The organism is Nitrosomonas sp. Nm132 (assembly GCF_900100485.1).
Classification (GTDB): domain Bacteria; phylum Pseudomonadota; class Gammaproteobacteria; order Burkholderiales; family Nitrosomonadaceae; genus Nitrosomonas.
This window is the reverse complement of record NZ_FNDH01000016.1, coordinates 1-22,986: the sequence shown is the minus strand read 5'-3', so window position 1 is coordinate 22,986 and position 22,986 is coordinate 1. Positions and strand designations below refer to the sequence as shown.

Sequence of the window (22,986 nt, the reverse complement as noted above, 5' to 3'; positions counted from 1 at the left end):
TTAATAGCAACGATTACTTAGAGATATTCTGCAGTATGCATCCTGGCACACTTTTCCTTATACCAGCTCCATTAGGAGAAGTAGAGCTTGCTGAGATCATTCCTGCAAATGTGCAGCAACGTATTGCTAGACTCAAATATTTTATTGTTGAGCATCCAAAGACTGCTAGGCATTTTCTGAAACGAATTGGATGTATACGGCCTTTACAGGAAATTGAAATGCAGGTCTTGAATGAACATACCGGCTTAAACGAAATCGATCAGCTACTTGAACCATTACTTGCAGGAAATGATATAGGACTATTATCAGAAGCGGGTTGCCCGGCCGTTGCTGATCCAGGTGCTAATCTCGTGCGAGCTGCTCATCAAAAGCATGCATCTATTGTTCCGCTTGTGGGGCCATCATCCATTTTATTGGCATTAATGGCATCTGGATTGAATGGGCAGGGTTTTCGTTTTCATGGTTATTTACCTATTAAAAACGAACTGCGCATCAAGAAAATTATCCAATTAGATGAAGAATCAGCAAGGACTAATCAAACCCAGATCTTTATAGAAACCCCATATCGAAATCAAAAATTTCTTGAAATATTAGTTCAAAATTGTAGTGATGAGACTGATTTATGTATTGCCAGCAATCTTACTTTAAAGGATCAATATATTGTCACAAAAAAGATTAAGGCATGGAGAAGTTATCTACCAGAAATTAATAAGAAACCTACGGTCTTTTTATTGTGCAGATAACTTGGAGAAATTCTCTTTACACTCATCAAAAATAATTGCTGCTATTACCAACGATTTCTAAATTAGCTAATTATTAATATATGTTAAATATCTTTTAGCATTATCTTCAATCTTGGTAACAGCAATTAGATGGTTTGATGATCTTTATATAGTTTATTAATATACTAATTCATTTTCATTTCACTTTTTTTGAATAAGCTCAATTTTATAACTATCTGGATCTTCAACAAATGCGATAATGGTAGAACCATGTTTCATTGGACCAGCTTCACGCGTTACTTTACCTCCCAGTTTTTTTATTTTTTCACATGCTTCATAAGCATCATCTACTTCTATTGCAATATGACCAAAAGCTGTTCCAAGAACATATTTTTCTATTCCCCAATTATAGGTTAATTCTAAAACACTCCCTTCTGATTCATTTTGATAACCGATAAATACCAGTGTGAATTTTCCATCTGGGTATTCTTTCTGGCGCAAGATTTTCATACCCAAAATATTGGTATAAAAATGAATAGATTTTTCGAGATTACCTACTCTCAACATCGTGTGAAGTATGCGCATTATATTTTTATCATTTCGAAGTCTTCTTTACGCGCCCCACATTCAGGGCAAGTCCAATTAATCGGCACATCTTCCCATCGTGTTCCAGGAGGAATCCCTTCTTGCGGCGCACCTTCGGCTTCGTCATAGATATAACCACAGATCAAACACATGTATCGGTGATAAACCTGATTTTCATCGGCTGACATGATAGATAGAAACATCCTTTTAAGTTAAAATTATATTTTACGGTATTATTGCATGTCTCAACCACCCCCAAAAGTATTATCATTTGCTGCAAGCGACCCAAGCGGTGGCGCAGGTATACAAGCTGATATTCTCACATTAGCAAGTATGGGTTGTCACCCACTTTCCGTCATCACTGCGGTGACCATTCAAGACACTGTTGGTGTTGAGAATATAATGTCATTAGATTCTGAGTGGGTTGCAGATCAAGCTCGTATCGTGCTTGAAGATATGCCAGTAGACGCTTTCAAAATAGGCTTGCTCGGCAGTGTTGAAGCTGTCGTAGCCATAGCTGAAATAATTGCCGATTACCCAAATATTCCGGTAGTTCTTGATCCGATTCTTGCCTCTGGTCGCGGCGATCCACTCGCTAATGAGCAAATAATCACAGCTATTCGTGATTTATTGATTCCGCAAGTTACGATTATTACACCAAACAGCATAGAAGCAAGGCGACTGGTGCTTGAGAATGAGGACGAATTGGAGATTATTGATTTGAGGCAGAGTGCAGACCGTCTATTGCAGATGGGGTGCGAATATGCCTTGATTACAGGTACTCATGAAAATACCGTCAAAGTAATTAATACATTGTATGATTCTGGAGGTGTTGTCCGTTCAGATGAGTGGCAGCGATTGCCCAGTGCTTACCATGGATCGGGCTGTACGTTGTCATCAGCAATTGCTGCTTCTCTCGCACATGGTTTGCCGATTGCTGAAAGTGTTTATGAAGCGCAAGACTATACTTGGCATGCCCTGAAATCAGGATTTCGTCCCGGGATGGGTCAATACCTGCCAGATAGATTCTTCTGGGCGTGTGATGAAGATAAAGTAGAAGAAGGAAAGTAGTGATTCTCAATGATTTCTTATGGAATTAATGGCTTATATGCTATTACACCCGACATAGCTGATACGGTGCAACTATGTGCAATGACACAACAAATCCTCCTGGCTGGCGTTCAATATGTTCAATATCGAAATAAAATCGCTGATTCTATATTGCGACTACATCAGGCAAGAGCACTAGCCAGACTTTGCAAGCAACACAATGTTTTTTTTATCATTAATGATCATTATGATCTGGCCATAGAGGTCGACGCAGATGGGGTGCATGTTGGAAAAGAAGATATCGCTATTTGTGATGCTAGGAATTATTTAGGACAAAATAAAATTATTGGTGTGTCCTGCTATAATCAACTCGAATTGGCTCTTGAGGCAGAAAGACAGGGAGCTGATTATGTCGCATTTGGTGCTTTTTTCCACTCAAAAACTAAAACTAATACAGTAAGAGCATCAACTGATTTGTTATCTGAAGCAAAGAATAAACTGGGCATCCCCATCGTTGCAATTGGTGGCATTACTTTGGCAAATGCCGCTTCACTGATCAATCATGGAAGTGATTCTATCGCGGTTAGTCATGGGTTATATGGCGCTCAAAATATTCGATCCGTAGCAAAAAATTTTACCCAGTTATTTTTGAAAACTGATCAGACTTTTTCTTCTTCATCCTAATAACGAGTAAGTAAATGACTTCACTTAATCAACAATTATATGAATCTTCCCAAAAATATATTCCTGGCGGTGTGAACTCGCCTGTGCGCGCTTTTAAATCTGTTGGCGGCACGCCTGTTTTTTTCAAACGTGGTCAGGGCGCCTATTTCTGGGATGTGGATGGAAAATCCTACATAGATTATGTCGGCTCATGGGGGCCACTTATCCTTGGTCATGCTCATCCAAAAGTGGTTAAAGCAGTTCAGGAAGCGGCACAGAATGGATTATCCTTTGGGGCTCCCACTGAAGCAGAATTGGAAATTGCTGAACTTCTCTGCGGATTGCTCCCTTCAATAGAGCAGGTACGTTTGGTGAGTTCAGGTACTGAAGCTGGGATGAGCGCTATTCGTTTAGCACGAGGCTATACAGGTAGAAGCCGCATCATTAAATTTGAGGGATGCTATCATGGTCATGATGATGCCTTATTGGTAAAAGCAGGTTCTGGTGCATTGACTTTTGGTCATCCAAGTTCAGCCGGTGTTCCACCTGAGACTGCAGCCCATACCCTAGTATTAAGTTATAACGATGTCGATGGCCTGGAAAAGATCTTTAATGAAATTGGCAAGGAAATTGCCGCTGTTATCGTTGAGCCAGTCGCAGGTAATATGAATCTGGTAAAAGCAGAGCCGGATTTCTTAGCGGCCTTGAGAAGGCTATGTACAAAACATGCTAGCGTACTGATTTTTGACGAAGTCATGACGGGATTTCGCGTAGGTCTGGAATGTGCCCAAGGACTTTACCAGATTAAACCTGACCTGACGATACTTGGTAAAGTGATAGGGGGAGGTATGCCTATGGCTGCATTCGGAGGGCGGCGGGATATTATGCAATGTTTAGCTCCCCTTGGTTCAGTATATCAAGCAGGTACCTTATCAGGTAATCCAGTGGCAGTTGCTGCTGGATTAGCCACGTTAAGAGAAGTGCAAGTACCTGGGTTTTATGAAACACTTGCGGCTCAAACTCATCAACTGACTCAAGGATTAACTGTTGCTGCCAATAAACATAGCGTGGATTTTTGTGCTCAGTCAGTAGGTGGAATGTTTGGCTTATATTTTTGTAAGGAACTACCCAAGAGTTTTTCAGATGTAATGGCATGCGATAAAGAAGCATTTAATCGCTTTTTTCATGCGATGTTACAAGAAGGTATTTATTTTGCACCATCTGCATTTGAGGCTGGTTTTGTCTCGATTATGCACAATAATGAAGATATAGACAAAACACTGTTTGCAGCAGATCGTATTTTTAGTTCTTGGGTATTATAGAAGTGTTAAGTTACTCCGGTAATACCAACGGGGTAACTTAACAATTATTTTTTAATCTTTACAACAGAATTTTGATCTACTGTAACGTTGCAATATATTCAGCTACAGCCTTCATTTCCTGCGCACTCATGCGCAATACAACCTTTTGCATCTCTTGATTTTTGTCGTTGGCACGACTTCCCTGACGAAATGCTTCTAATTGCGAAATCGTGTAGATTGTATGCTGGCCTGCGAGTTTAGGATAATGAGGAGGAATACCTGCGCCGTTAGGGGAATGACAGCTTGAGCAAGCTGGTACATTATGTTCTAAATTACCGCCATCATAGACTCTTTTGCCTATTTCTAGTAATGATTTACCGCCATCACTAATAGTTTCAACTTTGGTCTTTTGTTGAGCATAGTAGGCACTAAGATTCTTCATGTCATCTACAGTTAATGCTGCAACCATGGAGGCCATCGTCGGATTATCGCGTTTTGCCGGTGAATCACCTTCCACCTTGAAATCCATTAGTTGCTTGGTGATATACTCTGCATGCTGGCCAGCAAGAGTCGGGTTGCTTGGGATAACGCTATTGCCATCGGCATTATGGCAGCCAGAACAAACACCCATAGCAATTTCTTTGCCTTTTTCAGGATCACCATGAGCATTAGATGTATCGGCAAAAACTTGATTTGAAAATATAAATGCAAAAACGACTGCAGTATTTTTAATGAATTTCATATTTTGAAGATTTTAAGGTTTTTAAGGTTTTCATAAAAAGAAAAGCGCTGTATTCAGTAACGCATTCTAACAAGGTTTATTAATAACAGTAAACGGTCATAGCTAATAATCCATCAGAATGAAAATATTTTTCTTCTTATTATTGCTTGTTAACATAGTTTTTTTGATGATCATTCAGCTAGAATCGAATCAAACAAATAAAGTACATATTACGCAATCATATTTAGAAGAAATAAGATTATTACCCTCACGAGTAGCATGCTTAAAATGGGGAAATTTATTTGGTATTGATTTGCAGCGAATCAAAAATAATATTTCAGAATTGGAATTAGATAGTTACTTAAGTGAGTTACCCGCGGGTGAGATTATTGTGTATTGGGTATATATTCCTTCCTCCAAAACAGAGCGTGAAATTAAAAGGCAAATTAATAAGCTACAAAAATTCAATATACCTTACCAGTATATTCAAAATAATGAGCATAGTCAGTGGCATAACGCAATATCATTTGGCATGCTACGTGAACGATCTTTAGCGACACAATTAATAGAAGAATTAAAAAGCAAGGGTATTTTAAACGTAAATATGAGGAGGTTGAGTTTGGAGCAAGTAAAATTCGTTATTCGCGAACCGACAAAGGAAGTGAAAGAAAAAATTTTTATGCTTGCACAGCAATTTCCTGATAGTAAACTAGAAATAACCGAATGTGAGCGCTTCTAGAAACAAGTAGTAAGCTCTAAAATATAAAAAATGAAAAATTTATTTTATGTAATAGTTGGATTCCTTGGAAGAAATTGTGACGGTTCATATAAAAACCCTTGAAGAAATTGAAAAAATGCGGATAGCTGGAAGATTAGCATCCGAGGTGCTCGATTACATTACACCCTATGTTGTTCCGGGAATTACGACTGGTGAACTTGATAGGCTTTGCCACAACTATATGGTTGATGTTCAAAAAACTATACCTGCGCCACTTAATTACGCTCCCCCAGGGCACAGTCCTTTTCCAAAATCAATTTGTACCTCAATTAACCATCAGGTATGTCATGGTGTTCCAGGGGATAAAAAATTGAAGGGAGGAGATATTGTCAATATTGATGTAACGGTAATCTATAATAGTTATCATGGAGATACCAGCCGGATGTATTATGTTGGGCAGCCATCGATACAGGCTAAGCGCTTGTGTGAGGTGACTTATGAATCGATGTGGCAAGGGATAGAAGAAATCAGACCTGGAAAACACTTGGGTGATATTGGTCATGCTATTCAGCGGATAGCTGAGGGTGCTGGTTATAGCGTAGTGAAAGAGTTTTGTGGCCATGGTATTGGTGCAAAATTTCACGAGGAACCACAGGTTCTTCATTATGGGCGTCCTGGAACAGGTCTAATGCTTAAACCTGGAATGATTTTTACAGTAGAACCTATGATCAATGCGGGTAAGGCAGCTATCCGTTCCCTACCAGATGGTTGGACAGTTATTACTAAAGATCGCAGCTTATCAGCTCAATGGGAACATACAGTGCTGGTTACCGAGAACGGTTATGAGATATTAACAGTATCAACAGGCTCTCCACCCAAACCGACTTCTTATCGTTTTGCTACCTGAACATTTAATAATTGTATATAACCCGAATATTTCATAAATTGGCACGTGTCCTCACTTGCCAATTTATGAAATATTCGGGTTAAAACAGAAAATCTTCAATAATAGGCTCCAATGATGTTTCGTCATAACAATCGTGCTCTTACCCAAATTCGTCCGATCAAGATTACTCGTCGTTATACTAAGCATGCGGAAGGAGCTGTACTCATTGAGTGTGGAGATACCAAGATCGTGTGTACAGCAAGTATTGTCGACAAAGTTCCTCCCTTTCTCAAAGGATCAGGGCAGGGGTGGTTGACTGCTGAGTATGGCATGCTGCCATGCTCGACGAGTGAGCGTATGCAGCGAGAGGCGGCAAAAGGCAAGCAATCAGGGCGCACCATGGAAATTCAGCGTTTGATAGGACGAGCATTACGCTCAATCATTAATCTGGAGAAATTAGGAGAACGTACTATTCAGATTGACTGTGATGTCATACAAGCAGATGGTGGAACTAGAACAGCAAGTATTACTGGTGCGTTTGTAGCATTGTACGATGCAGTCGAGCATTTGCTTGCGCAACGGTTGATCGTAAGCAATCCAATTCGAGATCACGTTGCGGCTATCTCGGTTGGCATGCATCATGGAGTACCCTTGATTGATTTAGATTATTCCGAAGATTCTACTTGTGATACTGACATGAATGTCGTGATGACGGGGGATCTCGGTTTGGTGGAGATACAAGGAACTGCAGAAGGCGCAACATTCAGTCGGAACGAATTGAATGCTATGTTGGACATGGCTCAACGAGGAATACAGGAACTGATTTCCTTGCAAAAATCGGCGCTCGCATCGGATTAATAAAATTATGCAAAAGCTCGTCATTGCCAGTAATAACTCAGGCAAGCTTAAAGAAATACGACAATTATTTGTACCACTTGATATTGAAGTCATACCGCAATCGAGTTTGGGTATAACTGAAATTGAAGAGCCTTACGGTACCTTTGTTGAGAATGCGCTTGCCAAAGCACGCCACGCTAGCCGAGCTGCTGGATTACCTGCGCTTGCAGATGATTCGGGTATTTGTGTCCATATTCTGGATGGCGCACCTGGTGTATTCTCTGCCCGCTATGCAGGAGCACCAAAATCAGACGAACGTAACAACCAGAAACTAATTGGCATATTGAAAAATCAATCAGATCGGCATGCCTATTACTATTGCATTATCGTCCTGGTGAGACATGCTGACGATCCACAACCAATCATTGTTGATAGTAGTTGGCATGGTGAAATCATATTGGAATCACGCGGGGAAGGGGGGTTTGGATACGATCCGTATTTTTTCTTACCTGAGTTGAGTAAAACGGCAGCAGAACTTTCCATGGAACAAAAAAATCGGATCAGTCATCGTGGAAAGGCGCTCAAAAAATTAAGCGAATTTCTTATAACCAACAAACTCTGACTGTTTATGCATCAAAAAAGTGCACTTGATTGATTATGGCAACGGCTATTTCTGTTTCATCCATCCTTAATACTCGTTCGCCCAGGTTAACCTCTTTACCGCCATTGAGCCTCTACATTCATATCCCATGGTGTGTGAAGAAATGTCCATATTGTGATTTTAATTCGCATGAAATTGGCAACAAGGGAAATGTATTACCCGAGCAGGAGTACGTGTCGGCACTGATCCGTGATCTGGAAATGGCATTACCTCAAATCTGGGGGCGTCCTGTCAGTAGTGTGTTTCTAGGTGGTGGAACACCCAGTTTATTAAGCGCACAAGCAGTTGATAAAATTCTTACCCATGTAAGGATGCTCCTGTCACTGGAGCTTTCTGCTGAAATCACACTGGAAGCTAATCCCGGCACATTCGAAGCACAAAAATTTGCAGATTTCCGTGCTGCAGGAATCAATCGCCTGTCTGTGGGTATTCAAAGCTTCAATCCAAGGCATTTGCAAGCATTGGGGCGTATCCATGATGATGGGGAAGCACATCGTGCGGTCGAGATTGCATTAAAGAATTTTGCTAACGTGAATCTTGATCTGATGTATGCATTGCCAGATCAAACCTTGGAGGAAGCACGTAATGATATTGAAATTGCATGCGCCTCAGGCGCTCCGCACATATCAGCTTACCATCTGACACTGGAACCAAATACGTTATTTTATCGCTTCCCACCCACGCTGCCGGATGATGATCTCTCTGCTGAGATGCAATTGATGATTGAACAAGCAGTATCAAGTTTTGGTTATGCAAACTACGAGATCTCAGCATTTGCCAAGCCTGGTTATCAATCACACCACAATCTGAATTACTGGCAATTTGGTGATTATTTGGGTATCGGTGCAGGAGCGCATAGCAAAATTAGCTTTCAAGACAAAATAGTACGGCAAATGCGTTATAAACAACCTAAGCAGTATCTTAAGAAAATTTTAGGTAAGGAAGATGCCCTAGGTGATCCCGTGCAATCTCAACACGAAGTCCAAGCGGAAGATCGAGCATTTGAGTTCATGATGAATGCACTTCGTTTGATCAGTGGATTCCAACCTGAAAACTTTCAGACACATACTGGATTACCTATTACTGTTGTACAACAACAACTGGACGAAGCAGAGCAACAAGGATTAATTAGCTGGGATCATCATCGAATTATGCCAACTGTAGCTGGCAGGCGGTATTTAAATGATTTGCTGCAAATTTTTTTACCGGAAAAACGTGAAGAGCGCACTAACATTTAATAATTAAGAGAAATCTTCCTTAATTATTAAATGCTAGTTAATGACAAGTAATCTTAGTGATGAATGACAACCGGCTAAGATCCTTCTTTAGGAACTCGAATATTTGAGAAAATCACAGAAAATGCTGTTCCCAAGCCTGGTGCACTGGTAACTTTGAGCTGTAGATGGTTATTGCCTGCAGCAATTTTAACCAGCGATAGGCCGATGCCGCTGGATGATTGGTTATGCATCACTGCTCTTGGAGAATAAAAGTATTCGTCAAAAATATTCGGTAAGTCTTTTTCTTCAATTCCAATCCCATAATCAGTGATTGTCACGATTGCTGAGTTATCCGATGATTCAACGATGGAAACAATATCAATTGCGGCATTATCATGAGAATAAGTAATAGCATTAGCAATGATATTTTCAAGCATTATTTCTATCTGATCCGGGATGCCACAGGAAAAAAAATTCTGGATCGATAGCTTTATTTCAATATTCCTGGCCTTTGCTACTGGTTCTAGTTTATCGACGCATTTATGAATCGTCTCTGAGATATCAATGTATTCCATTGCACCCGTATTTCGTCCGGCTGTTTTTAGTCGTTCGAGTCTAAGTACATCCAGAATTAAATTAGACATACTATGCCCACGTCTGTCAATTCTGGTTAGTACTTCTTCTATTTCTCTTGGAACTTGTCCGCAATATCCTCCTTTAATCAAATTGATTTTGCTTCGAATGGCATCGAGCGGCGCTTTGAGTTGATGTGTCATAAGCATGGCGTATTGATCTTTTGCAACTTGGGCCTGATTGATTTGCTCATAAGCTTCACGGAGATATTGTTCGTGCTTACGAATAACAAGTGTAAGGCGTGAGACGACATACCAGACAATAAGAAACAAAGTATCGAGTGCGATCATCCATACTAGAACACGACCTTTATGCAAACTTTCACTTGAAAAGTATGGGTCTATAAGGACTGATTGTGATACCTGAAAAAACATTTCGCTTTCAGCGAGTAAAACAATCGAGTACATCGCGGAAACTATGATTGCGACAAATAAGCTTTCCAGTGCCGAGAAGAAAATACATGATAAAGCAATATGGAGAATATAGAAGAAAGGAGCAGGTGTTGCGGTACTTCCAACATAATGCACGACTATCGATAAACATAATAAATCAACAATGATCTGCACCCAAATGATGATTGAAGGTGAGTTATATTTTGAAGGCTGACAGAAATCTAATGCATAGATATAGGCAAAATTGGCAGCACTTAAAATGGCTGTAATGGCAAGTGGCCAATGTTGTTGTTCCCTGATTCCTAGTTGAGTGAGCGTATCGGATGCTATCAGCGCTACAACCTGAAAAAGAACAAGCACGCCAATCACAGCCCATCGAAAAATGATAAACCAGCGAATATTATCTATTAATATTTCATCACTTAATTTTTGCCCACTTTCTTTTCCTCCTGCCAAGGTAAATTTCTGCGTAGATGTGTTCCAAGAAAAATCAGCAGTAGCCATGATGGCTCGTCCTAAGAAACGCTCAGCTCAGGCTTGGTCGTTCCCAGACGATCACGAACGATTGACAACAAATCTGATGGCTCAATAGGCTTCTCAATAATACAGATCCATTCTTCTGACTTATTTTCAAAATAAGGCAAAATCATATCACCGAGTGAAGTTAAAAAGATTACTTGCATTTTAGGAAAACGATTGTGTAATTCGACGTATGTAGTCAGTCCTGCATCCATAGATTCAACCATTACATCCAGAATAGCTAAATCGGGTACAACAGAAGGCTCACTCAATGCGTTGATAAAGTCTTTCGTTGTTTGATAGCTATCAACTTCATATCCGTGTGTATTTAGAATACGACGGACAGTATCACGGATATCGGGATCGTCATCAACGTGGGCAATTCTTTGTCTCATATAAACCTCCTTTGTTCAATCAAAGTAACAGCTAATGTCAGCAGACCTTGAAATGATAAGCCTCATCTCGATCCATAGATTCTTTCTTATTTATGAAGGCTCTTGCTATTAATAGAGTGATGGCTACTATCAAGCTATTCATAAAAAACGAGTTGTAAGTTTTGCCTGCCCTCATTCTTAAATCTCCCGCGGGAAAAATACTACACCTTGCTGTTCTCAGTGAGCAAGAAATTTTGATTGATATACCCCAGAAACAGGAAAGCTATTATTTTCTGAGTAGACAGCTTGATAGCTCCAGCAGCTCTAATAAGTGCCGAAAGCTAAGTATCGTGACCTCATCTAGCATGTATTCATTCCAGCATCCAATTCAGCTGACCTCCTCAGTATCGAGGTATTGTGGAGCGCTTCTTCTATTGCAATCCACTGTGGGATTAAACAGGTGGCATGGTTCAATCATCACTCCCAGCCGTGTAACTATGGAATAACTACTTCCTTCTCTTGCAGAAACTGCTTTTTCCTCGTTTGTTGAGGTTTTATGGTAAATTCTTTGACTGTAAAGCTTAAACTGTTTCATGGGTAGGAAAAAATGTGAAACCAATTCCTTTCCTACTATCTGACTGACTTATTCAGGGGACTCCTTAGATGGGCAATGATTGAGCAAAAAATGCGGCAGATCGATATTAGCAAGCAGAAAGATCTCAAAGAGCCATCTCTTTTTCAGACTATCATTTGTTTACTCGGTGTGTTCTTAATGATCTCATTAGGGCTATTCGTCTTGGAGATCTACATTCATGCCATTATTTTTATTTGTTTGCTATGGGTGGGTGTGCATGCAGCTAGCCTTGGCTATACCTTCACAGATATTCACCGCATGATGAAGACAGGGATCAGCAGTGCGCTCCCTGCAATCTACATTTTTGTTTTGATAGGGATGGTGATCGCGAGTTTTATGCAAAGCGGCACAATTGCCAGCCTCCTGTATTATGGGTTGGATTTGCTCAGCCCTGTAGTATTTCTTGCGTCTGGATTAATCTTATGTAGTCTCATGTCGATTGCGACGGGTACTTCCTGGGGTACAGTAGGAACAATAGGAGTAGTACTCATTAGTATTGCCGAGGTCATCGGAATTCCGTTAGTAATCGTAGCCGGTATGATTGTGTCGGGCGCTACCTTTGGTGACAAGTTATCACCCATGTCAGATACGACGAATCTCGCGGCTATGAGTGCTGGCACAAATCTTTACCGCCACATTCATGCCATGCTATATACCACCTTCCCAGCCTATGCGCTAACACTTATCATTTATATTTTGGTGGGGTTGCAATATTCGGATTATGCATTACCTGCAGGGGAAATAACGGCTATTCAAACTGTACTGAAAAGTACATTTCAGTTAAATCTGTGGATCACATTATTACCGTTGTTATGCCTGTTTGGTATGAGCATCAAAAAATATTCCCCGGTAATTAGCATGTCATGCAGTATCGTACTCGCCATGATGATTGCTATTTTTTATCAAGGAAGAGACACCATCGATGTCTTCAATGCGCTTTGGCTTAATAATCCTGGTACGACGGGCATGGAAAATATCGACGCATTGCTTGGTCATGGTGGTATTTATAGTATGGCTTGGACGCTGCTGTTATCAATGATGGCGCTAGCGTTGGGAGGTATTTTGCATCAGGCAAAATTTCTTTCCGTTGCTCTTGAACGCATAATCGCGCGTATTAAGCGTATCCGCACCCTCATGGCAACTACGATACTATCCGGGCTAATCAGCAATATGGGAATGGGAGAGGCATATCTTTCAATCATTCTGAATTGTCAATTATTTAAGGATGCTTATCATAAAGCGCAACTTGATAGTGCAATGCTATCTCGGTCTGTGGAAGAAGGCGCTACCATGACAACAGCGTTGATTCCATGGACAACCGCAGGGGCTTTTTATGCAGCAACACTGGGGATTCCGGTATTAGATTACGCTCCGTATGCTTTCTTGAATGTAATTAATCCTCTAGTTTCTATTGTGATGGCTAGTCTGGGTATAGGGTTACTGCAGCGTAATCGCGTTGACGCTTGAGTGGGTGAATGCTATATTTTCCGCGCAGCCGGGAAAGAGGCTGGAAGGGATGTAGATTCGTATCTCTTAACGATTATAAGTGAGGGAGGAATAAAATGGAGTCAACTAATCAGGTTTTCATCAGTTTCGCACTCAAGGATGCCGATCTTAGGGATAAGCTTATAGAGCAGATAAACAAAGAGAGCCCGGAGCTCACAAGCGTTTTCATGCCAGAAAAAAAATCTTGGGAGAGTGCATGGAAAGAGGAATGCCGGGAAAAAGTCAGAGGATGTAATGGGGCGATTGGCATCATTACAGCACATACCGTTCGGGCTGATGGGCAATTATGGGAACTCCGTTGCGTTTTTGAAGCCAAGATGAAAATCTTGCTAATTGGTGATGATGAAGCTTGTCAAATGTCAGCCAAGAAATTCCCTGATCTTTTGAGAGACGAGGATATCCTACCATGGAACAGCTCTAATATCGCAATGTTTCTTGGTAAATTACAAAGATAGTCGTTTTATAATATTTTTCCTGATCTTATCTTTATCCGGTTGTAAGCTTTTCTGATATTTTCAAGTGCTGCCATAATATTGTGGCGGGGAGTGCCAATATTCATGCGCATGAAACCGCTACCTTTCTTCCCAAATAAAACGCCAGGGCTCAATCCAATTTCAGCTTCGTGAACAAAAAAATGCTTGAGCTGATTATCGTTCATGTTAAGTGCGCGGCAATCCAGCCAAAGGAGATACGTCCCTTCTGGCTTGATCAATTGAATGCATGGCAAGTGTTCGGATAAATACGCGCTGACATGGTCACGTGTATTTTTTAGATAAACCATCAATTCATCCAACCATTTCGCGCCTTCTCGATAGGCGGTTTCAAATGCAACAATACTGAAGGGATTGGCAGCGCTGACATGAATCATGTCAAAGAAATGGGTGATTGCAGCACGATGGATTTTATTCGGTACGATGAGAGCAGACAGATGAAGTCCGGGAATGTTAAAGGTTTTGCTTGGAGCAATAGTCGTAATGATATTTTCGGGATTCTCGGCCAGGCTTGCCAGGGGATGATGCTGGTTTTCTGGATATACCAGATCAGCATGAATTTCATCGGAAATGATCACCCAATTATTCTTGCTAGCCATTTCAGTAAGTTGCTCAAGCTCAGACTTGCTCCATACTCTGCCTACGGGATTGTGGGGTGAACAGAATAGTAGCATGCGCGCATTCTCGCCAACTTGTTCCAATTGATCGAAATCGATGGTGTATCGTTCATTTACAAGGCGCAATGGATTGAGCATCAATTGCCTGTCAGTTTTGGTTACTGCGGAAAAGAAAGGGAAATACACCGGTGGTTGGACAATAATCTGTTCACCGGGTTGAGTGAGCGCCATGATCGTTGCTGTTAGCGAAGGGACAACCCCAGGACTTAAAATGATCCACTCGCGCTCCACTTGCCAATGATGACGCAGCTTTAACCAATCGATGAGTGATTCGTAGAGACTATCAGGAAAAAGCGTATAACCGTATATAGGATGTGTGGCACGTTCGATCAATGCATGCGTGACTTCGGCGGGAGCGGCGAAATCCATGTCGGCAACCCATAATGGCATTACATTCGCATTGCCGAATATCCCCAGACGCTCATCAAACTTTGTGCTGCTGGTTCCAGCCCGCTGGATGTCGCGATCGAATTGAATACTCACGCAACTTTCTCCCACATAGTCACCTCCGACAAGGTATGCTGGAATTTGCGCTTGGTCTCACGAATGACAAAAGGCACTTCCTGCGGCCCCTGAATCAGTCTGAAATGGCTACTCAGTATTTCTTTCAAGCCATCCAGCGTTGTAAAGCTTTCGCCAGCTCGCTTGAAGCCACCGATCCAAGCTTCGCGTTTAGTGTGCTCTTCCAGCCAGGTATAGGGGGAGGCAATCAATAGCAGCCCACCCGGATTGATACGACTGTGTACGTTCGCTAGGAATTTGGTCGGATCATATAAACGATCGATCAAATTGGCGGCCAGGATGAGATCATAGCCAGTGAGAATCGACTTGAGATTGCAGGCATCTCCTTGGAAAAACTCGACCTTGTGCTTGACATCGTCAAGACCCAGGCTTGCGAGCGTACGCTCTTTATAAAAAACTAGATCGCCTTCATCCGTCAATGTATAACGCAACACACCCTGCTGAACGAGTTGCACGCCTTGGTTAATGAAGCGAGCTGAGAAATCAACACCTGTTACATGATCAAAATGCTTTGCCAACTCAAACGTGGAGCGCCCTGATGCACATCCCAGATCGAGCGCCTTCCGTACTGGTTTGCTGCCCATAGCAGCAATAGCCAGTTTGGCCAGGGTAGCCGGGAAATTAGGTACATCGAAATAACTATCGCCATAATGAAATTCAGCATATTCGGACAGTAATTTGTCTGTTTCATAATGGGAGCTGGGTTGGAAGGCGGGGGTGTCGGTGACAACATAGCGAAACCCGGCATGCTGGAAGAAATGACGGCGGAATGCATAACGCGAGGATTTTAATGATTCGTTGCCACACGCAATCCAGGAACCGCCTTTGATCAGATTGTGTCTATCATCAAAAGTAGGCGTGGTGAAATCATCATAGTATGGATGAACGTCGAATCCTTCGAATGGATAGGTCGGCGTTTCCGTCCATTGCCAAACGTTGCCAACGATATCGAAAAATTCGCCTTGAGGAAACTCAGTCACTGGGCAACTGGAAGCATAATAATCGAGATGAATATTGCCGACAGCTGGACTGGCATGAGGCACTTCAGATAAATTTGCCGCATCGTACAATCGGTACCACTCGTCTTCGGTGGGCAAACGTACCGGCAAGCTGGTGGTTTTGGTTTTCCAGTTACAAAAAGCTTTGGCTTCATGGTAGTTGACTTCCACCGGCCAATCCCAGGGCATCGGCATTTCCTCGGTCATGAGGCGGAAACGCCACTGATTGTCCTGTTTGAGCCAGAAAGTCGGGTATTGGGCGTGAGTATGCTGTAACCAACTGCGACCTTCTTCTTCCCAGTAATCCTCTATACCATAACCATTGGTTTCAACAAAAGCGAGAAATTCCTGATTGCTGACCAGATAACGGCTCGCCTGGAAAGCAGGGATTTCTGCTGAGTGATGTCCATATTCATTGTCCCATCCGTATGTTGGGTCAGCTTTATTTTTGCCTATCTGTACATTGCCAGCTGGAACAGTGACGAGCTGATTATCCGGCGCGACTTCGGTTTTACGGCAGGGCTGCCAGTCCGGATGGGGTTGAACATATTGGAGCGCATGCTGGCGAATCAGCACTGAAGAAGTTTCCAGGTGGATACGCTCATGTTCCACTCCCATCACAATCGTCCACCAAGGACTATCCCAACCAATCGGCAGGGTTAACGGAGTATCGCTGATTAACTTGTCAACGATGCTGCGCATCTTGCGTCGATAAGCCCATACTTCTTCCACGGCAGGCCAATCGTAATGCGTCGTATCTAGATCATCCCAGCTCATTTCATCCACCCCAACTGCAAACATCGATTCCATCTTGGGGTTGATTCGCTCGGTAATCAAACCAGCCAGAATCAATTTGTTAATGAAGAAAGTGGCAGTATGTCCCAAATAAAAAATCAGAGGATGCCGTAGCGTAATCGGCTTAATGTAATAAGCTTCATCATTGCGTAACGTTTCGAAAAGCTGTTCATAACAATCCAGTGTGGTATGAAAATAGGATCGTATTTCCTCACGCTTAGCATTAACGTCATTACCATCGAGTATCGGTGTTCTCTGAAAAAGTTTTTTGGACATAAAATATTAACAACCTGCTTATTCGGAACTTTCGGAGCAAATATTATACTCTCTCAGACTTTAGAGATCATATATGAACAGGGGAAAAGTCTTTTTTATATCACAATGCTGCTTTATAGCCGCAGGATTTCTTATAATAATGACATGTAGATGCTTATAAAGTAAGTAGCCGGAGAAAGTGTGCTGAGATAATTGACAAAATTAGAAGCCAATTGGCATGAGCGATACTTTTATCTATTATTCAAGAAAGGATTTTCCCATTGCTGCTCGACTGATACAACGACTACAGGCAGAGGAATAGTCGGTGTTTGTAGATAAGCGAACCCTCACCGGTCGTCGTTGGTATCGGGAAATTGAGAAGAAGCTTCACGTCGCTAAAGCAGGGGTAGCGCTTTTATTAGCCTAATCACGCGATAGCGATTTCGTGCTGAAGAAAACAGGCGCAGCTTTGCGCCCTGAGAACAAGACGCCGGTAACGCTGGCCATGGGTAGCTCACATCAGCAGTTGCCCATTATTGACTGATGTCACCAAGCAGGGCTAAAGTGCTCTCCGCCAGCAATGTTTAAGTTGCCCTATTATAGGGCGATCATGCGTTCACTTTTCTTCTATAAACCTTCAAATTGCGGGGATAATTCGCCCATTATTTTTACTCTATGCAGCAAATCTATGTGATACTAATTTACTATCTTTATTTGTTGTAAGGAGGTTTGTTGCAATGGACAAAGAACTTTCTTTTGATGATATTGATGTTGATGATATGACCGATGACATGATTCCGGTTAGCAGAGTCGTGAAGATAGTCGATGAAATTGAATTCCTCAAAGAGGATTATGAAGAGACTGAGATTACGCTCAGGTCTTTGGGGCTGGATTAATTTTATTTGAAGTAGCTGGGGCGGATAAGCGAACTATTATTCGCCCATCTTTAATGCTTTTTACTACGTCGTAGAGCGATTGTATCGTTTATTCAGGGGGTGGTGAGATGAGTATTGACGGATAGCGTAAGCTTATCCGCCTCCAAAGCCAATGTAATTCCTCATAAAATGCAATCGTCAAATTGTGATTGATTCTTTCGGGTAGTATCCTGATGCGTATATCCAGAGCAACTAAACGCAGAGTAAAAAAGATTGGCTTACCCGCCGAGACCTTGCTGTACACAGGGGAGAAGGTGAAAAATGGTATTAATATCACGCTCATAGACTACGATGCGCAGAGCTTTGAGGAGCGCACACTAAAGCAAGTGGATGAGTGTTTGCTCTACAAACTAAAACCTACTATTACATGGATCAATGTGGATGGCGTACATGATCCGATTTTGCTTGAAAAATTAGGTGAAAGTTTTGGCATTCATCGCCTCGTTACCGAAGATTTGATGAGCATCGTACAGCGGCCTAAATGTGAAGATTTTGGCGATTATCTATTTGTCGTTCTCAAGATGCTTTCTTATGACGAGATGGAAAACAGAATCGTTCCAGAGCAGATCAGTCTTATTCTTGGTGAGAAATTTCTGCTGTCATTTCAAGAAGATATCAAAAAAGATGTTTTCCATTTAACCCGCGATCACCTACGCACTGGCAAAGGGAAAATAAGGAAGATGGATGCTGACTATCTTGCTTACTCGCTGTTGGATGCTTTGGTCGATAACTATTTCATTATTCTCGAAAAATTGGGTGACAGGATTGATTTTCTGGAAGAGGAATTGATGACTCGACCTGGCAAGATTGTTATTGAACAACTTTATCAGTTGAAGCGGGAACTCCTGTTTCTACATAAGGCAGTGTGGCCGTTGCGCGAAGCTATCTCGTCCTTGGCGCGGCGGGAATCACCATTGATTCATGAGGCGACTACTCCCTATTTGCGCGATGTATACGATCATGTCGTGCAAGCCATTGACAGTGTCGAGATTTACCGGGATATGCTTACGACCATGCTTGATCTGTATATCTCGAATGTCAGTTACCGGACGAACGAAATCATGAAGGTATTGACGATTATCGCGACCATCTTCATGCCATTGACCTTTCTAGCCGGCGTTTATGGCATGAACTTTAAACATATGCCTGAGCTTGAGTGGGAATATGGCTATTTGCTGGTGTGGGTAATAATGATCGGGATGAGCGTGATCATGATTGTCTACTTTAGGAAAAAGAAGTGGATATAGTCTTGCGAGAGTTGCCCACGAGACTGCAAAGTGAAGGTGTTTGCCAAGATAGCATCCGCCATAGAATTTCAGGCTGAAAGTGCCGAGTTTTTCAACGGCTTGTTAAAGTGTTCACATAATTCAATTCACCAGGGATGTAGTGTTCCGAGTATAGTGATTTGAAATAAAATAGGAACCATCATGGCTCCCCATATTCTTTCTGTCAGCTTTCTTGAAAATAATTACTGGCAAGTGAGTGTGTGATGAAAACAACTTCAATTGGCGTGGATGAATTATCCCATTGATTCTGTTGACTGTTGTTCCTGAAACACAAGTGGCAATTCTCCCTGAGATAAAATATTAATCCCTTGCGGGGAATGTATGGTGGTTAACTTGGTGACGCGTATTCCGAGTAATCGCAGTTTCTTTTCCAGTGGCACACGCCGCAAACATTCTCTCGCAGCATGGCGTATGGATGAGTGATCAGCAGTGAATGTAGTCAAGGTGATATCTCGTGTGACAGTATGGAAATCCTCGAAGCGCAGCTTGATGCCAATGGTGCGCCCGAGGTAGCCTTTGCGCTGGAGATCCTCTGCGATGCGTATGCACAGGACAGTGAGTATTTCTGATAAAACGGCGCGATCATGACGTGGATGAAGATTGCGCTCAAAGGTGGTCTCCCGACTAATCGATTTGGGCTCGGAGCTAGTGATGACAGGGCGGTCATCAATTCCATGAGAAGCTTCGTATAACCAGGTTGAGTAGCTGCGACCAAAGTGAGTCTGAAGGAAGCCCAACTCGGCCTGTGCCAGCTCAGCAATCGTCGAAATACCAAGCGATGCAAGTTTCTTTTCTGTTTTAGGGCCAATTCCATTGATTTTACGCACTGGTAATGGCCAAATTCGATTTGGAATCTCGGACATGTCAAGAATGGTGATGCCATCGGGTTTATCAAGACTTGAGCAAATCTTCGACAGCAGTTTGTTTGGTGTAATACCAATGGAGCAGGTGAGGCCAGTGGCGTCGAATACCGCTTGCTTGATCCGTTTTGCAAGCGTCAGGCTATCGTCGGGCAGGCCACTTAGATCAATATAAATTTCATCTATGCCAGAGTCTTCGATCTGTGAAGCAATGCTTGCCACGGCCGCCTTGAACAGCCGCGAATAATGACGGTACGCATCAAAATCAACCGGCAGCAGAATGGCATCGGGAGCAAGCTGCGCTGCCTTCATCATGCCCATAGCAGAGAAGATGCCAATCGCCCGCGCTTCATAGGTAGCTGTTGTAATCACACCACGACCGATATATTCACGCAGTCGTGAAAAGTGGAGACTTCCATCTGCCTGTATCGTCGGTTTATGATCAGATTTCCCACCAATCACGACTGGCAAACCACGTAATTGCGGGTAACGGAGAAGTTCGACCGATGCATAGAAAGCGTCCATATCAAGATGGGCGATACGACGTGATAAGATGTTCATTGCTTACAAGCTATTTAATTCTGAGTTATTGTCAATTTGACGATCAGTATTTGAAAATGAATTGCATCTTACGTCAGCCCATGATTGAGTGTAAATTCTGAATCAACGTAGAGAGGTTGTTTGGGGAACTATACTCGTCACACTTCAAAATTCGGTTTTTATAATCCCTCATCCGGCCTTCTCCCAGCGGGAGAAGATATAGTTGCCGAATTTTGGAGTGCGATGAGTATAGAAATATATCTTGATACGATAGAATGCTTTTTTTTTCGGATCTTTTTTGAGTGAAATGCTAATGACAAAGGATACCAGCAAACTTGATAAAGTAGTACTGCAAGCACGCCTGAATGCGGAAAAACGTGCGAAAGGTTATCGAGAGCAGGCACTTAAGCTCTTTCCATGGGTTTGTGGTCGTTGTGCACGCGCTTTCGACCATAAAACTGTTCAACTGCTAGAAGTGCATCATAAGAATCATAATCATGACGACAACCCCGCTGACGGCAGTAATTGGGAATTATTGTGCACTTATTGTCATGAGAATGAGCACGCCAAAGTGAGGGATTCGGCAGGGCGGACCGATCGTGATAATGCCATGGCGAGTGCTACCTTTAATCCTTTTGCTGATCTCAAAGAAAGATTTAAAAATAAAACCTGAATTGTGATTGTTGGGACAACTTATAGTCTATTCTGCCTTGGTGAGCACCGGAGTTATTCCCCCAAAATCCGCGATTAGTTTCTTAATCTCATCCTTTAGTACGCTGGGATACGCTCGCGGGGGGGAGAAACAAAGAAGAATCAGTAAATTTGATGGCAGTCACGCGCATGATACCGCTATTTTCGGTATTATTAGCACATTTTGGTTTTCCAAGAACATGTTTGTTCCTGCCGTGGGGGAGCAGAACCAAGAAAGGAAAGTGCTGGTCGGCTAGGGAGTGAGAGATTGTGCCAATTGGTAGCTTTTGGTACGAATGTTTCCGAACAACTCGGCGGCGGTTCGAGGCAAATGCCGCCTTTTTTGTATCGGCGTAATCGCTCATAACCTGTTCAAGCGTTCTGCCTTTGGATGAATCGCCGGCTTTGCTGGAGGTAATTTAACTCGACTCTTGAGAAAAAGAGAAGAAATATTGAAAATACAAAATTATCTAAATTACTTTAGACGCATACCAGAATTCTTTCTACATGAAACATATCGCAGCATAAAACCCGGCTTTCTCAACAAACCAAACCGTTGAAACTAATGCAACTTCATACATACAAAATAGCTTCCCCGCAAATGCCGTCAGACTGTCATCTTGAACCTTAAGGTTCAAGATGGTTGCTAACCGTATGCATCAGGTACCTCTTTTTTAAGAAGCGCACAACAGCATCACTTTGGTTTACAACCAGATACTAGGAATTGGTTCAAAGAATATGAGCCTTAACAAACACTGCAGGGAAAATTTTTACTCGCTTTTTTGAGTTATAGCATTCAAAAAGCCAATTTACTTAATAATCAATTCTATTAATTTTTTCGTTCTAGCAATATCTCGTTCAACTTGCCTTCTATGCTTTTAATTTTACGCTTAAACTCATTCATGTCAAAACTTTTAATTAGATACATTCGCAATTTGTTGAGCCTCAATTTTTGATTAGCGTTGGGGATCGTATGGTGACCATGATCCAGTTCTAATCCAGCGTCGTGCTCCTTTCAATTTTTGAGATATATTCATCATCGCACATGAAATTTCGGCACTCAGGTGCTACCGATGATTTGGAAATTATTAGTTAATAAAATACGTAATTCTGCTTTGTAATGATCCAATGTTGTGAAAAAAGCTTCGTAAGTGCTTTTGAAAAATGAAAAAATTTCAGGTTCTATGTGAAATACCGTGGGTAAGTGAACTGAAGCTTTCCACATAAGAAATAAATCATATTAATGAAGTTGTTAATATTTCGGTATCCTCTGGCGCGCCGTTTGGCAAGTTGAATCTTGTTATTGATGCCCTCGAGAATGCCATTGGTCAGACGGGATTCGACAAAGTGAATAATTCCGTTCCAATGAGAGGTGACAGTTTTAGCAAAAGCCTGGAAAGCTGGAATGCCGGCTTGATTAACCTCATCGGACCACTGTGTAAGAAAAGCGTGTGCACTGTGTTTGTCTGGCATGCTCCATAGATCATTGAGCAGTGTTTTGAGGCGGTAGGCCTCTCC

At 42.1% G+C, this 22,986-nt stretch carries 23 protein-coding genes and 1 other RNA gene; 14 read left to right on the top strand and 10 right to left on the bottom strand.

Translation table 11 applies throughout. The features are described from left to right. Positions 1 to 35: 35 nt before the first annotated feature. Positions 36 to 743, top strand: a complete 708-nt coding sequence (locus BLP80_RS07760; RefSeq protein ID WP_090541982.1) for an SAM-dependent methyltransferase — start codon at positions 36 to 38, stop codon at positions 741 to 743. A gap of 180 nt (positions 744 to 923) precedes the next feature. On the opposite strand, the gene gloA is transcribed toward BLP80_RS07760, so the two are convergent. After that, on the bottom strand, positions 924 to 1,307 hold the full coding sequence (gene gloA / locus BLP80_RS07755) for a lactoylglutathione lyase (RefSeq protein ID WP_090541978.1): 384 nt from the start codon (positions 1,305 to 1,307) through the stop codon (positions 924 to 926). Continuing rightward, positions 1,307 to 1,495 (bottom strand): rubredoxin, encoded by a 189-nt coding sequence (locus tag BLP80_RS07750; RefSeq protein WP_090541976.1) that lies wholly within the window; start codon positions 1,493 to 1,495, stop codon positions 1,307 to 1,309. The genes gloA and BLP80_RS07750 overlap by 1 nt, the downstream gene beginning before the upstream one ends. A gap of 52 nt (positions 1,496 to 1,547) precedes the next feature. On the opposite strand from BLP80_RS07750, the gene BLP80_RS07745 reads away from it, so the two are divergent. Genes BLP80_RS07745 through hemL form a run of 3 tightly spaced genes read left to right on the top strand, consistent with a single transcriptional unit; the run spans position 1,548 to position 4,342 of the window. Beyond that, positions 1,548 to 2,378, top strand: a complete 831-nt coding sequence (locus BLP80_RS07745) for a bifunctional hydroxymethylpyrimidine kinase/phosphomethylpyrimidine kinase (RefSeq protein ID WP_090541974.1) — start codon at positions 1,548 to 1,550, stop codon at positions 2,376 to 2,378. A gap of 9 nt (positions 2,379 to 2,387) precedes the next feature. After that, a complete protein-coding gene (thiE, locus tag BLP80_RS07740; protein ID WP_176754312.1) occupies positions 2,388 to 3,041 on the top strand; it encodes a thiamine phosphate synthase in 654 nt (217 codons plus the stop codon). Between the two features lie 14 nt (positions 3,042 to 3,055). Then, positions 3,056 to 4,342, top strand: a complete 1,287-nt coding sequence (gene hemL / locus BLP80_RS07735) for a glutamate-1-semialdehyde 2,1-aminomutase (RefSeq protein WP_090541972.1) — start codon at positions 3,056 to 3,058, stop codon at positions 4,340 to 4,342. Positions 4,343 to 4,418: 76 nt separating this feature from the next. On the opposite strand, the gene BLP80_RS07730 is transcribed toward hemL, so the two are convergent. After that, positions 4,419 to 5,063, bottom strand: a complete 645-nt coding sequence (locus BLP80_RS07730; protein ID WP_090541971.1) for a c-type cytochrome — start codon at positions 5,061 to 5,063, stop codon at positions 4,419 to 4,421. Between the two features lie 166 nt (positions 5,064 to 5,229). Between BLP80_RS07730 and BLP80_RS07725 the strand changes: the two genes are divergently transcribed. From BLP80_RS07725 to hemW, 5 genes are all read left to right on the top strand, one after another. Beyond that, positions 5,230 to 5,781, top strand: a complete 552-nt coding sequence (locus BLP80_RS07725; protein WP_143002254.1) for an SPOR domain-containing protein — start codon at positions 5,230 to 5,232, stop codon at positions 5,779 to 5,781. Between the two features lie 76 nt (positions 5,782 to 5,857). Further along, a complete protein-coding gene (gene map / locus BLP80_RS07720; protein WP_090542050.1) occupies positions 5,858 to 6,667 on the top strand; it encodes a type I methionyl aminopeptidase in 810 nt (269 codons plus the stop codon). A gap of 114 nt (positions 6,668 to 6,781) precedes the next feature. Further along, positions 6,782 to 7,504, top strand: a complete 723-nt coding sequence (gene rph, locus BLP80_RS07715) for a ribonuclease PH (protein ID WP_090541967.1) — start codon at positions 6,782 to 6,784, stop codon at positions 7,502 to 7,504. Positions 7,505 to 7,511: 7 nt separating this feature from the next. Next, a complete protein-coding gene (gene rdgB, locus BLP80_RS07710) occupies positions 7,512 to 8,105 on the top strand; it encodes an RdgB/HAM1 family non-canonical purine NTP pyrophosphatase (RefSeq protein WP_090541964.1) in 594 nt (197 codons plus the stop codon). Between the two features lie 35 nt (positions 8,106 to 8,140). Then, positions 8,141 to 9,382 (top strand): radical SAM family heme chaperone HemW, encoded by a 1,242-nt coding sequence (gene hemW / locus BLP80_RS07705; RefSeq protein ID WP_090541962.1) that lies wholly within the window; start codon positions 8,141 to 8,143, stop codon positions 9,380 to 9,382. 74 nt (positions 9,383 to 9,456) lie between these two features. Here hemW and BLP80_RS07700 read toward each other — a convergent pair whose 3' ends face one another. Continuing rightward, a complete protein-coding gene (locus tag BLP80_RS07700; RefSeq protein WP_090541961.1) occupies positions 9,457 to 10,890 on the bottom strand; it encodes a sensor histidine kinase in 1,434 nt (477 codons plus the stop codon). 11 nt (positions 10,891 to 10,901) lie between these two features. After that, positions 10,902 to 11,300 carry a response regulator gene (locus tag BLP80_RS07695; RefSeq protein ID WP_090541959.1) on the bottom strand — a complete coding sequence of 133 codons (399 nt, stop codon included), beginning with the start codon at positions 11,298 to 11,300 and terminating at the stop codon, positions 10,902 to 10,904. 649 nt (positions 11,301 to 11,949) lie between these two features. On the opposite strand from BLP80_RS07695, the gene nhaC reads away from it, so the two are divergent. Beyond that, the gene (gene nhaC, locus BLP80_RS07690) at positions 11,950 to 13,380 is read left to right on the top strand and encodes a Na+/H+ antiporter NhaC (protein WP_256325008.1); all 1,431 of its coding nucleotides are present in this window, start codon (positions 11,950 to 11,952) and stop codon (positions 13,378 to 13,380) included. Between the two features lie 95 nt (positions 13,381 to 13,475). After that, positions 13,476 to 13,874, top strand: coding sequence for a TIR domain-containing protein (locus tag BLP80_RS07685; RefSeq protein WP_090541957.1), 399 nt, complete (start codon positions 13,476 to 13,478; stop codon positions 13,872 to 13,874). Between the two features lie 5 nt (positions 13,875 to 13,879). Here the strand turns inward: BLP80_RS07685 and BLP80_RS07680 are convergent, their stop codons facing one another. Both BLP80_RS07680 and ovoA read right to left on the bottom strand, forming a co-directional pair. Continuing rightward, on the bottom strand, positions 13,880 to 15,070 hold the full coding sequence (locus tag BLP80_RS07680) for a MalY/PatB family protein (RefSeq protein WP_090541955.1): 1,191 nt from the start codon (positions 15,068 to 15,070) through the stop codon (positions 13,880 to 13,882). Further along, positions 15,067 to 17,178 carry a 5-histidylcysteine sulfoxide synthase gene (ovoA, locus tag BLP80_RS07675; RefSeq protein ID WP_090541953.1) on the bottom strand — a complete coding sequence of 704 codons (2,112 nt, stop codon included), beginning with the start codon at positions 17,176 to 17,178 and terminating at the stop codon, positions 15,067 to 15,069. The genes BLP80_RS07680 and ovoA overlap by 4 nt, the downstream gene beginning before the upstream one ends. A gap of 716 nt (positions 17,179 to 17,894) precedes the next feature. On the opposite strand from ovoA, the gene BLP80_RS15635 reads away from it, so the two are divergent. Then, positions 17,895 to 18,053 (top strand): hypothetical protein, encoded by a 159-nt coding sequence (locus tag BLP80_RS15635; protein WP_176754311.1) that lies wholly within the window; start codon positions 17,895 to 17,897, stop codon positions 18,051 to 18,053. Between the two features lie 212 nt (positions 18,054 to 18,265). Continuing rightward, on the top strand, positions 18,266 to 19,339 hold the full coding sequence (corA, locus tag BLP80_RS07670; protein ID WP_090541951.1) for a magnesium/cobalt transporter CorA: 1,074 nt from the start codon (positions 18,266 to 18,268) through the stop codon (positions 19,337 to 19,339). A gap of 272 nt (positions 19,340 to 19,611) precedes the next feature. On the opposite strand, the gene dinB is transcribed toward corA, so the two are convergent. Beyond that, positions 19,612 to 20,799: a DNA polymerase IV gene (gene dinB, locus BLP80_RS07665; protein WP_090541949.1), complete on the bottom strand. Its 1,188-nt coding sequence runs from the start codon at positions 20,797 to 20,799 to the stop codon at positions 19,612 to 19,614. Between the two features lie 292 nt (positions 20,800 to 21,091). On the opposite strand from dinB, the gene BLP80_RS07660 reads away from it, so the two are divergent. Then, positions 21,092 to 21,451, top strand: a complete 360-nt coding sequence (locus BLP80_RS07660) for a YajD family HNH nuclease (protein WP_176754310.1) — start codon at positions 21,092 to 21,094, stop codon at positions 21,449 to 21,451. 605 nt (positions 21,452 to 22,056) lie between these two features. Here the strand turns inward: BLP80_RS07660 and ssrS are convergent. Together ssrS and BLP80_RS07645 are read right to left on the bottom strand one after the other, a co-directional pair. Continuing rightward, positions 22,057 to 22,235, bottom strand: a non-coding RNA gene (ssrS, locus tag BLP80_RS07650) — 6S RNA. A 415-nt stretch (positions 22,236 to 22,650) separates the two neighbouring features. Then, positions 22,651 to 22,986, bottom strand: a 336-nt coding sequence (locus BLP80_RS07645) for a transposase (protein ID WP_143002253.1), incomplete at its 5' end; no start/stop codon positions are given.